The sequence below is a fragment of the Solirubrobacter deserti genome (assembly GCF_027587175.1).
In the GTDB taxonomy this organism is placed as follows: Bacteria; Actinomycetota; Thermoleophilia; order Solirubrobacterales; family Solirubrobacteraceae; genus Solirubrobacter; species Solirubrobacter deserti.
This window is the reverse complement of sequence record NZ_JAPCID010000095.1, coordinates 1-10,546: the sequence shown is the minus strand read 5'-3', so window position 1 is coordinate 10,546 and position 10,546 is coordinate 1. Positions and strand designations below refer to the sequence as shown.

Sequence of the window (10,546 nt, the reverse complement as noted above, 5' to 3'; positions counted from 1 at the left end):
CACCCGCCGGGTGGCCCACCTTTCAACCGGCGCAGGTGGACCAGTTTTCACCCGGCGCCGACAGTGCAGCTTCATAGCGAAGGCATGATCGCCAACCGGCGTCTTACTGTGCGCTGGGCGCGCACGAACCGACGCGGACCCGGCCCGGGGCACAGATGCTCGCCCGTGCCGACTCGAGATAGGACCCAACCATCTCAGACGCGGCGCGTTGAACAGATCAGAAGTCCATCTCGCATGACCGCAGGAGGCACTCATGCACAAGTCCGTAATCCTCGCCGCCGTCTTCGGCGCTCTCGCACTGCCGGCTGCCGCCCAAGCGACCGGCACGCCGACCGCCACCGATCGGCAAAGCGCATCAGCGGAATGCCGGGCGGAGCGCGGCGCCACGGCAGCGACCCACGAGGCGTTCTCGGCCAAGTACGGCACCAACGCCAACCGGGCCAACGCGTTCGGCAAGTGCGTCTCGGCCAAGGCACGCGAGGAGGCCAAGGAGCGCGAGGACGCCAAGGACAGCGCGGCGCAGACGTGCCGGACAGAGCGCGGGACGACCGCCGACAGCCACGCTGCGTTCGATCAGAAGTACGGCACCACCAACAATAAGAACAACGCATTCGGAAAGTGCGTCTCGGCGGCCGCCAAGCAGGCCGAGGCCAAGGCGGACGAGCAGGATCACGAGAGGTCGGAAGCCCGCAAGAGCGCGGCCAAGCGGTGCGCGCAGGAGCGCGGTACGTCCTCCGCCTCCCGCGAGGCGTTCGCGAAGAAGTACGGGACCAACGCCAACCATCGCAACGCCTTCGGAAAGTGCGTCTCGAAGGTTGCTCAGTCGTTGTAACGCCGCGACGATCAGCGGCGTTCCGCGAAGGTTTGAAGGCCCCGCTTCGGCGGGGCCTTCGATGTCGGTGCTCAAAGTCCAAGCGGACCGGGCCCCGATGTCTGCTCAAGGCCTGGCGCGCCGCGACGGGTGCGGGAGCGATGAGTCGTGTTCCCGCGTTGCGCTGAACGTGCGTTGTGTGCGGGGACAGCGGTGAGGGTCCGCGCTTTCACGAGTATCGGCGCGATCCACTCGTCGACGGCGGCCGTCACGCCCCAGACACCGCCAGCGAGGGCGCACGTCGCCTGCGAACACGCGACGGTGCGCCCTCACGGCGGTGAGACACTTCGGCACGCGCCGACGTCGAGTAGCTCGCGAGCCCTTCGCGCGTATTCGTCCGCGCGAAGCTGGTGAACAGCCCAAGCGTCTGAGAATCACGCCGCGTAGTCAGGGCCGGGCGGAACCCCGACAGGGGTCGGAGCACTTTCTAGGCCGCAGTCGCTCTACGCACCGCGTTTGATGCGTAGCCGGATATCTGACCGGTGGCGCTCGCATGGCAAGGACAGGCAGGTCGGATGGGCAGACCTCAGGGGCACACCGACTTTGAGCCACCAGGAGGAGGTCCCATGCCGATGATCGTCAGTGACACCTTGGCCAATGCGACACGAGCGGCGCACGACGTCGGTTTGGCCGCGTGGCTGGGCGGCGCCATGTTCGGCAAGATCGCGCTGAACCCATCGCTCGCGAGGATCACGAACCACGCTGAGCGTGGCAGCGTGTCCAACGCCGCGTGGAACGGCTACAACGCCGTCAACGCCGCCGGGTTGGGAGCGGCGGCGCTGGGCTGGGGCGCCGCACGGCTTACGGAAGCCAATCCGGCGAACCTGTCCGGTCGCGAGAAGGCGCTTTCGACCGCCAAGGACGGGCTGATGGCCGCCGCGGTGCTGACCGGCCTTGCAAACGGCGTGCAGGGCGCCCGTTTGGCCAAGCAGGCTCCCGAAGGCGCCGTTCCGATCGAGACGGGCACCAAGCCCGCGGCCGACACGCCGCCCAAGGCGGCCAAGATCCAGCGCTCGCTCGAAGTGCTGGGCAACGTGAACATCGTCACGGGCGTCGCGCTGGTCGCCGTCAACGCGGTGCTCGCCCAGACTGACCACAGCCGCCCCGCGAAGCGCCGGGCGTTCACCCGCTCATCCTCGCCCAACACCTCCGCGAGTCCTCTGTGGATTGGTTCCGCCGTCGCCACAGCCGCCGCAGCGGTCGACCAAGCGCGCCGGATCTTCGCGTAGGCGCAGGGGGCCAAGCAAAGCGGCACCGCGGCGCGTCAAACGAGACAGCGCGTCGCGTTGCCGCCGGTCGCTACAGCTGGTAGCGGCCACCTGAAGTGCTGCGCCCGTCGAATGAGCGCGATCGATCGCGTGCGAGCGACTTGGTAAGCCGTCCGGGATCGTGTCAGTCCAAAGGGACTCCTTCGCCGTTGTCGCAGCAAAGGTCGACGGATGCCACCATCCGCAGCGTGGAACCTCTGCTGCTTGAACCTGAGCGTCGCTGAGGCGGGGACGTCGTCGTGCCGCACGAGCGCGCTGACGGGGCGGCGGTAGGCACCGAAGGCAACGTCATTGCCCACCATCCAGCGGAGTGCCGCCGCGCGGTGGTGCGACTACCATGGGGGAAAGCGGAAGGGATTACCGTGCGATACGACGACTGGGGCGCCCGGTCGCAGCAGTGGGCGGGGTTGTGCAGCGTGTCGACGAGCGTGTGCCGCGTGCCTGTGCACTATGTCCGCGCGGAGCCTGCTTCGGCCGCAGTTCCCAAGGCACCGGTTCACCTGCTCGTCCCCCCGATGACGGGCAGCGCGAGCATGTGGATCGACCTCGTTCCCTACCTGAGACGGTTCGGGCCGGTGATTTCCGTCGACCTCCCGGGGTCGATCGCGGGCCACACCGGTGCTCCGTATCGGCGCGGGCGACGCGCGGACCTCGACGCTCGCTTCGTCTCGGCCTTCGTCGAGCAGCTCCCTCTCGAGAGCCGGGTGGTGCTGCACGGCTGGTCGATGGGTGGCTTGGTGGCGGCCCTGGCCGCTGGCAGGATGCCTGAGCAGACTCGGGGAGTCGTCCTGGTGGCGCCGGCGCTGCCGTGGCGCCGGACATCACTAGCCGAGGCGCTCGGGTGGCAGACGCTGGGACGCCTGCTCGTCGCAGCCGGCCCGCCCGTGACGCGCATCGCGCTGCGACTCGCGGGTCAGCGCATCCTGGACGCCAAGGGAGCCGCGATCGCAGATGCGACTGCCGCCCCAGGTGGCCGGCCCGGTCTGGTCGGCGGAGACCCGGGCCGTGTCTCGCGCGCGCAGGTCGACCTGTGGCTCGATGGTCTCGAGGCGGCCCGCGAGCACCCGGAGCGGCTGGCGGGCACGGCAACGGCGTTCGCGTCGGCCATCAAAGCCATGTTCATCGAACAGCGGCCCACAAACGAGGCGCTCGATTCCCTGCGGGTGCCAGTCCTTGTGCTGTGGGGAACGGACGATCCGCTGGTCGACGCGGCGTCGCTCATGCAGCACGCCCGAAGGCCAGGCTGGACACCCAGACCCATCCACCGGGTTGGTCACCTGCTTCCTATCGAGGCGCCCGATCTCTGCGCGCAGGCAGTCGGCCAATGGCTCGCCGACCTCGCGGCGTGAGAGGGCGTCGCTCCGAGGGAGGCGGGGCCCCGAGCAGCGGATCAGCCGATGTCGCGGCGACGGAAGACCGCCTGTCCTGTGGCGGAGAGCGCGAGGCGACCGCTGCGACGACCAGCACGGGGCACGGCTCTGAAGTCGTTCGGCCGGGGCGAGCGCGAGGTGCTCGAACGGCGACACGTCGCGGAGCCATTGCGGCAATTGCAGCGTCTCGCCGAACATCAGCATCACGACCGCGTGCGCGAGGGCAACCCCGCTAGGAGCATCCGTCGCGGAGCCAGCCCGTAGACGAGCCGCGCCGTCGCGGTGAGGACGCGCACGGGTGCGACGTACCCCAGCACCGGCGGCCCATAGCGGGCGGCGGAGTCCCAGTCGTCGGTGGTGGCGCCGTATCCGAGGAACAATCCGAGTCCTGCCATGGCGAGCGCCAGAAGGGTGTCGCTCACGGTCATTTGCACGTGACCTGCGAGCCCGAAGGAGCGATGGAGGCCGGTGGCCAGCAGGGCCTCTGCATGGGTCGCGTCCTTCGCCGCGCGGACGCAGTGTGGGAAGAGATCGCGAACCCGGCAGTCAGCAGCGCCAACGGCCCGCCGGCGGGCGCGTAGAACCCGTCGACCAGGCTGCCGGCGCCGCCGGACACGCGTCGCGGACGAAGTCGCTGTCGCCAGGAGGTCGCCGACGCTGTCGCCGATCGAGCCGTTGCTGAGGCCGCGAGCTTCGCGAGGACGCTGCGGGCCACGAGGCCGCACGAACCATCGCTCAGGCGACGCCGCGACGCGTCGGCACCCATGCGTAGGACGACAGGCGAGGGGTAGGTTGGCCTGAGTGATCGATCGCCCCGCGCATACTGTCCAGCGGTAACGGCGCACGATATGGGAGCGAGGAGCGCTCGGACAGCCCGCGCAGTCAGCGCCTCAGGCGCTGCGGCCGTCGCGGTTGCGGCTGCTGGGCTGTTGGCGATCGCGATCGGCTGGTCGGCGGGTGGCGGCGGCTTCGGCGTCGCCTGGGCGCCGACCTGGGACCTGCGCCTGGCCTTTGAGCTCGACGGTCTTGCCGCGCTTTACGGCGTGCTCGCGGCCGGGATCGGGACGCTGGTCTTCCTGTACGCGTCGGCGTACGTGCCCCGTCATCTGGCTCACCAGGAGCGCTCGCGTCGCGAGGAGGCGCGACTGCACGGAGCCATGGTGCTGTTCCTCGTGTCGATGCTCGGCCTGGTGATGGCCCAGGACTTGATCGCGCTCTTCGTGTTCTGGGATCTGACGGCGGTGGCGTCGTGGCTGCTGGTCGGCTATGACCGTCACAACCGCGACGCCCGGCTCTCGGCGCTCATGGCGCTGCTCGTGACGGCGGTCTCGGCCGTGTTGATGCTGGTCGGCATCTTGATGCTGCGCGCGGAGTACGGGACGGTGCAGCTGCCGGAGCTGTTCGCCGTCGCTCAGGAGTCGACGACGGTGACGGTCGCGGTAGCGCTGATCGCGATCGCGGCGCTGGCCAAGAGCGCCCAGGTGCCCTTCCACTTCTGGCTGCCACGAGCGATGGCCGCGCCGACGCCGGTGTCGGCGTACCTGCACTCGGCGGCCATGGTCGCCGCCGGCGTCTTCCTCCTGAGCCGGATCCATCCGCTGATCCAGTTGGACGCTCGCCTGCTCGACGGACTGATCGTGATCGGGCTGACGTCGATGGCGGTCGGCGGCCTGTTGGCGCTCGGATCAAGGGGACTCAAGCGCATCTTGGCCTACTCCACGATCTCCCAGTACGGCTACGTCGTGACCATGCTGGGCATTGGCGGGGCCGCGGGCGCTGCCGGCGCCTGCTTCTACGTGCTCGGGCACGCTCTCGCCAAGAGCGCGCTGTTCATGACGGCTGGAGCGGTCACCGAGGCGACGGGCGCGAAGGCCCTCGGGGAGGTGGGCGGCCTGGCGCGCCGCATGCCGCTGCTCGCAGCGGGCAGCGGCGCCGCTGCGGCCGGGATCGCGGCGTTGCCGTTGACGATCGGCTTCTTCAAGGACGAGCTGTTCTTTAAGGCCGCGCTCGACCGCGGCAACGTGTTGGGGGCGCTGGCGGTCCTCGGGGCGGCGCTGACCTTCGCCTACATGGCGCGGTTTTGGACGGGCATCTTCCTCGGCGCCCCCAAGGGCGAGCTGCGCCCGGTCGAGCGCCGGCTGATCTGGCCCGTAGCGCTGCTCGGCGCGCTTGTCGTCGTCGGCGGCCTCGTGGTCGGGCCGTTTGCCGATCTCGCCCGCGACGCCGCCGTTGTGACCCAGCGTGGCGCGGTCGAGCTCGAGGCGGCCTACCACCTGGATGCTCGGGCGGAGAACCTGATGGCGATCGGGGCCTACGCGCTCGGCTTCGCCCTGTTCGCAAGCGGGCGGCTGCTGGGCGCGCCGCTGTCGGTGTTCTCGCGCCTGGGCCACGACTTGGGTCCCGAGCGAGCGTACAACGCGAGCATCCGCGGCCTGAACCGGCTCTCCAACCGCCTGCACGACATCGAGGTGCGCGACCTGCGCGGGCGCTTGATCGCGGTGGTCGTCCCAGGGGCTGGCCTGGTCGCGCTGGGGGTTGCGGTCACGCCGACCGACGGCGCCTACCGGACCGGCGCGCTCCCCGCTGCCGACGTCCCGCTCGTGGTCGCGCTCGCGGTGTGTGCGCTCGCGGCGCTGGCCGTGCCGTTCTGCCGCCGGCATCTGCTGATCGCGCTCGCGCTGTCGGGCGTCGGGTTCGCGCTGGCGACGACCTACTCCCTCATGGGCGCTCCCGACGTCGCGCTCGTGGCCGTGCTGATCGAGACGATCTTCGCGTTGTTGTTCGTCGGCGTTTTCGCGCTTTTACCCCGCGACGTGCTGCGCCGCGAGGCGCGGTTGCGGGCGCCGCGCTCGCGCAAGCTCCGTGACGCGGCGATCGCCACGGCCTCCGGCGTCGTGACTTCGCTTGTGGTGTGGTCGGCCTTCTCGCGCCCCGTGCCGCGTGAGGGGATGTCCGACCGACTGTCCGCGCTTGCGCCGGAAGCTCACGGAAAGGACATCGTCACGGTGATCCTCGCGGACTTCCGTGGCCTTGACACGCTCGTCGAGATCACGGTGGTCGCGGTAGCGATGATTGCCGTTTCCCTGCTGTTGCGCGGGAAGCTGCGCGGATGACGAGCTCGCTGACGCGGATGGTGGCGCGCGCGCTGCTGGCCCCGATCCTGGTTGTGGCGCTGGCGATCCTCGTGAAGGGCTACGCGAACGTCGGGGACGGGTTCGCCGCCGGCGTTGTAGCCGCTCTCGGCGTGCTGTTGCAGGTGGTCGTGTTCGGGCGCGAGGCGGTCGCTGCGGCGTTGCCGCTGCGCTGGGCCCCCGCGGTGGCCCTGGTCGGGCTCGGCATCGGCTTTGCGGTGTTCGCGGTTCCGGCCCTGTTGGGCGATGCTCCGCTTGAGCATGCTCCGGCTCCGGGCGTGTCGCCGGTGCACATCGGCTCGCTTGAGCTGATCACCGCGGTCGTGTTCGACGTCGGCGTCTTCCTGCTCGTGCTCGGAGCCTCGGTAGCGATCATCGACGCCATCGCCGCACCAGGAGAGGGCGAGCAGTGAACCCGCTGTTCGCGATCGTCATCGGCGTCCTCTTCGGGTGCGGGGTCTTCCTGCTGCTCAAACCGGACCTCTTCCGCGTGATCGCCGGCCTCGTGCTCGTGTCCAACGCCGCCAACCTCACGCTCATGGCCTCCGGGCTGACGCGTTCCGGGCAGGCCCCGATCGCGCCCGTCGAGGGCAACGAGCCCGTGGCCGACCCGCTCGTGCAGGCCATGACGCTCACCGCCCTGGTGATCGGCTTCGCGGTGACGTCGGTGCTGCTGGCGCTGTGTTACGGCGTCTATCGGGCGCGCCGGAGCGTTGATCTCGACGAGCTCTCACGCGAAGAAGCCGCGGAGGCCGCCGCGCTGGAAGCCGATGAGCCCCCGCTGGACGAGGAATCCGAGTACGACCAGCAGGACGAGTTCGACGAGGAGATCGTGCGATGAGCTTGATCGCGGCTCCCTTGTTGTTGCTGTGGCCGGGCGCGATCGTGCTCGCGCTACTCGACGGGCGCCGCCGCGGTCCGGGAGCGCTGGCTGTCGCGATCTTGGCCGCCGTCTTCGTGTTGCTCGCGGTGCTGCTCGCCGCCGTGGTCGCCCGCGGTCCGCAGGAGCTTGTCGCAGGTGGCTGGGCGCCGGACGTCGGCATCCGCCTGCGGGTAGACGCGCTCGGCGCCGTCTTCGCCGTGTTGAGCTGCGGAGTCCTGCTGGCGTCGCTGCTGCAGGCCGTCATCACCGGCATCCACGCCCGAGCCACCCCCTCGCTGACCCTCTTCATGGCGCTCGGCCTCACTGGCCTGTTCCTGACCGGCGACATCTTCAGCTTCTACGTCTTCTTCGAGCTGGCGATGATTTGCGCGTACGCGCTCACCGCCGCAGGCGGAGGCGACCGGCGGGTGCGCGCGGCGTTCACGTTCGCCGTGGTCAACCTGCTCGGCTCCTTCCTGTTCCTGATCGGAATCGGAGCGCTGTACCGCGCGACCGGAACGCTCGAGATGGCTGCCGTCGCTCAGCAAGCAGCGACGATCGACCCGAACACCGGCTTGTTGATCGCGGTGACCTTCTTCGTCGCCTTCGGCATCAAGCTCGGGTTGTTCCCCTTCCACTTCTGGCTGCCCTCGGTCTACCTCGCCGTCGCGCCGCACGTGGCGGCGATGTTCGCCGGCGCGCTCGCGAACATCGGCACGTACGGCCTGCTGCGCTTCGGCGGGGCGATCCTGCCCGCCGAGCTTGAGCTGAGCTCCGCGGCGCTGATCGCGATCGGCGCGCTGAGCATCGCCTACGGCGCGCTGCAAGCCATTGCCCGGCGCGACACCCGCGAGGTGCTCGCGTACTCGTCAATCGGGCACGCAGGCTACGTCCTGATCGCGCTCGGTATCGGCGGCCCAGTCGGGATCGGCGCCGCGGTCATCTTCTCGATCGCCAACGCGCTCAACAAGACGCTGCTGTTTCTCGGCAGCGAGCTGCGCGGCCGGCTGGCGGCGACCGCGTTTCTCGTCGGGGTGTTGAGCGTCGCCGGCGTTCCGCCCACCGCCGGCTTCTTCGGCAAAGCCGCGTTGTTCGACGCGGGCATCGACGCGGGAAGCATCACCACCGTCACGCTGCTGTTCGTCGGAGGCGCGCTCTCGTTCGTCTACCTGTTCCAGATCTACCAGCACGACCGCTGGCGCCCGCGCGCCGAGCGCGAGCGGGAAATGCCGACGGGAGCCGCCTCCCCGGGGCAACGCGGGGTCGCGCTCGCGGTGGCGGCGATCGTCGTCTTGCTGGGCCTATGGCCCGAGCCGCTGTTGGCCATCGGCGAACAGGCCGCGCAGGAGATCACGGCCACCACGCCCGGGCGGGCGGAACCATGATCCGCGGCGTCGCTGCCGCCGCCGGCCTCGGGCTGCTGTACGTGTTGACGCTCGCCAGCACCGACCCGGTGGACCTGGTGATGGGCACGGTCGTGGGGGGCGCACTGCTGCTCGCGCTCGGAAACCGTCTGCGCCCCGCTCGCACTTCCGATGTCGGGACCATCACGAGCCGCATTGCCTGGTTCCCCGTCCTCATCGGAGCCATCCTGTTCGACGTCCTGGTGGGCACCTGGGACGTCGCGCTGCGCGTGCTGCACCTGCGGCCGGTCGACCGGCCCGGGATCATCCGGGTTCCCATCGGTGCGCGCTCCGAGCGCGGGATCGCCGTCTCGGCGCTGGCGACGACGCTTTCCCCCGGGTCCGTGTTCGTCGAGGTCGACCACGAGCGCGGCGATCTGCTGCTGCACCTCATCGACGCTTCCGATCCCGATGCGTCGCGCGCCCGCTTGCAGCGCTTCTACGACCGCTACCAACGCCGGGTGTTCCCCTGATGTCAAACGTGGTCTTTTACATCGCGATCGTGTGGGTGGCGGTCCTCTTGGGCGTCGTCGTCGTTCAACTGGCGATCGCCAGGACGATCGGCCAGCGCATCCTGGCGCTCGACCTGCTGACGCTCGTACTGATCGGCCTACTCGCTCTCGCGGCCGGTGAGGACCAACGCTCTTACGCGCTCGACGCGGCGCTCGCTCTCGCGCTGCTCGGCTTCGTCGCCACCCTCGCCGCGTCCCGTTACTACGAGGACCGGGAGCCGTTCTCGTGACCGCGGTCGCCGCCGATGTGCTCACGCTGCTGGGGCTGCTGCTGCTGACGGTCGGCGTGTATGGCGTTGTGCGCCTGCCCGACGCCTACACACAGCTTCACAGCGCCTCGAAGGCCGGGTTCCTCGGCGTCGCGGCCCTGCTGGCCGCGGCGTCGGTCTCCGGGGAGGGCGCGATCATCGCACGCGCCTTCTTGATCGTGGCGCTGCTGGCGGTCACAACTCCGGTCGCAAGCCACGCCGTGGCCCGCGCTGCGTACCGTCGCGGCGAGCGCATGCGCACCCCGAACGCGGTCAACGAGACGAAGGACCGAGACGTTCAACCGACTCGGAGCCCTTAGATCCTCCCGACGACGACGCCGACTCCAACCGCGGTCGCCGTGCGAGCGCCGTGCGAGCGCGTCGAGACGGGCCGCACAAGTCGGCAGGGAACGGCCATTTGTGCGCTCGTCGGTCAGGACCGCCGCGCGCAGTTCGTAGCGACCGAATTTGGCGTGCGCGTGGTGCCCCTGTTTCGACAGTGATCGAAAGGCGCGCTGGTGTGGATTGACAACGAGGCTGGTGAACTAGCGAGATCGTCGAAAAACGCCATTCCCGGCGAGCCGCTCGTGCCGAGATGTGACCAGGGAGAACTGGTACCACGTTCGCGCAGATCACTTCATGGTTGGCGACTTCGACCAACCGCCGGGATCACGGCGACTGCAGCGTCACGCACAGGCACGATCGTGGGTGTGGCCGGCGCCGCCTTCTAGGTTTCGAGCGTGGCCTGGACGCTGACGAAAGCCGAGGTAACCGCCGCGGTCGCCGAGGCACGCGCCGGCGCCGCTGAACGCCCCACCTGGCGAAAACTCGCGATGCTCGCCCGCGGGCTGCGCTGGCTGGACGAGACGGCCGAGGCATCC

At 69.6% G+C, this 10,546-nt stretch carries 11 protein-coding genes; 10 read left to right on the top strand and 1 reads right to left on the bottom strand.

Going from position 1 to position 10,546, the window contains the following annotated elements:
- The first annotated feature begins 253 nt into the window (after positions 1 to 253).
- The 3 genes from OJ962_RS33675 (at position 254) to OJ962_RS33665 (ending at position 3,488) form a co-directional block, all read left to right on the top strand.
- Positions 254 to 832, top strand: a complete 579-nt coding sequence (locus tag OJ962_RS33675) for a hypothetical protein (protein WP_202958685.1) — start codon at positions 254 to 256, stop codon at positions 830 to 832.
- A 605-nt stretch (positions 833 to 1,437) separates the two neighbouring features.
- On the top strand, positions 1,438 to 2,100 hold the full coding sequence (locus tag OJ962_RS33670) for a hypothetical protein (RefSeq protein ID WP_202958684.1): 663 nt from the start codon (positions 1,438 to 1,440) through the stop codon (positions 2,098 to 2,100).
- A gap of 278 nt (positions 2,101 to 2,378) precedes the next feature.
- Positions 2,379 to 3,488 carry an alpha/beta fold hydrolase gene (locus OJ962_RS33665; RefSeq protein WP_322101349.1) on the top strand — a complete coding sequence of 370 codons (1,110 nt, stop codon included), beginning with the start codon at positions 2,379 to 2,381 and terminating at the stop codon, positions 3,486 to 3,488.
- Between the two features lie 224 nt (positions 3,489 to 3,712).
- Here the strand turns inward: OJ962_RS33665 and OJ962_RS33660 are convergent, their stop codons facing one another.
- On the bottom strand, positions 3,713 to 3,931 hold the full coding sequence (locus OJ962_RS33660; protein ID WP_202958682.1) for a hypothetical protein: 219 nt from the start codon (positions 3,929 to 3,931) through the stop codon (positions 3,713 to 3,715).
- A gap of 507 nt (positions 3,932 to 4,438) precedes the next feature.
- On the opposite strand from OJ962_RS33660, the gene mbhE reads away from it, so the two are divergent.
- The 7 genes from mbhE to mnhG are packed head-to-tail and all read left to right on the top strand — an operon-like array spanning position 4,439 to position 9,985.
- Positions 4,439 to 6,622 (top strand): hydrogen gas-evolving membrane-bound hydrogenase subunit E, encoded by a 2,184-nt coding sequence (mbhE, locus tag OJ962_RS33655; protein WP_238932729.1) that lies wholly within the window; start codon positions 4,439 to 4,441, stop codon positions 6,620 to 6,622.
- Between the two features lie 17 nt (positions 6,623 to 6,639).
- Positions 6,640 to 7,053, top strand: coding sequence for an MnhB domain-containing protein (locus OJ962_RS33650; RefSeq protein WP_270006923.1), 414 nt, complete (start codon positions 6,640 to 6,642; stop codon positions 7,051 to 7,053).
- On the top strand, positions 7,050 to 7,481 hold the full coding sequence (locus tag OJ962_RS33645) for a sodium:proton antiporter (RefSeq protein ID WP_202958678.1): 432 nt from the start codon (positions 7,050 to 7,052) through the stop codon (positions 7,479 to 7,481). The genes OJ962_RS33650 and OJ962_RS33645 overlap by 4 nt, the downstream gene beginning before the upstream one ends.
- The gene (locus tag OJ962_RS33640; protein ID WP_202958677.1) at positions 7,478 to 8,887 is read left to right on the top strand and encodes a complex I subunit 5 family protein; all 1,410 of its coding nucleotides are present in this window, start codon (positions 7,478 to 7,480) and stop codon (positions 8,885 to 8,887) included. The genes OJ962_RS33645 and OJ962_RS33640 overlap by 4 nt, the downstream gene beginning before the upstream one ends.
- Positions 8,884 to 9,378: a Na+/H+ antiporter subunit E gene (locus tag OJ962_RS33635; RefSeq protein ID WP_202958676.1), complete on the top strand. Its 495-nt coding sequence runs from the start codon at positions 8,884 to 8,886 to the stop codon at positions 9,376 to 9,378. Before OJ962_RS33640 ends, OJ962_RS33635 begins: the two co-directional genes overlap by 4 nt.
- A complete protein-coding gene (locus tag OJ962_RS33630; RefSeq protein ID WP_202958675.1) occupies positions 9,378 to 9,647 on the top strand; it encodes a monovalent cation/H+ antiporter complex subunit F in 270 nt (89 codons plus the stop codon). Before OJ962_RS33635 ends, OJ962_RS33630 begins: the two co-directional genes overlap by 1 nt.
- Complete coding sequence (gene mnhG, locus OJ962_RS33625; RefSeq protein WP_202958674.1) at positions 9,644 to 9,985, top strand: monovalent cation/H(+) antiporter subunit G; 342 nt, start codon at positions 9,644 to 9,646, stop codon at positions 9,983 to 9,985. The genes OJ962_RS33630 and mnhG overlap by 4 nt, the downstream gene beginning before the upstream one ends.
- Positions 9,986 to 10,546: the final 561 nt, after the last annotated feature.

Excerpts from the sequence above, each read along its gene's own strand:
- OJ962_RS33670 (WP_202958684.1), top strand. The coding sequence starts at position 1,438 with ATGCCGATGATCGTCAGTGACACCTTGGCCAATGCGACACGAGCGGCG.
- OJ962_RS33675 (WP_202958685.1), top strand. The coding sequence starts at position 254 with ATGCACAAGTCCGTAATCCTCGCCGCCGTCTTCGGCGCTCTCGCACTG.
- OJ962_RS33630 (WP_202958675.1), top strand. The coding sequence starts at position 9,378 with ATGTCAAACGTGGTCTTTTACATCGCGATCGTGTGGGTGGCGGTCCTC.
- OJ962_RS33635 (WP_202958676.1), top strand. The coding sequence starts at position 8,884 with ATGATCCGCGGCGTCGCTGCCGCCGCCGGCCTCGGGCTGCTGTACGTG.
- OJ962_RS33650 (WP_270006923.1), top strand. The coding sequence starts at position 6,640 with ATGGTGGCGCGCGCGCTGCTGGCCCCGATCCTGGTTGTGGCGCTGGCG.
- OJ962_RS33640 (WP_202958677.1), top strand. The coding sequence starts at position 7,478 with ATGAGCTTGATCGCGGCTCCCTTGTTGTTGCTGTGGCCGGGCGCGATC.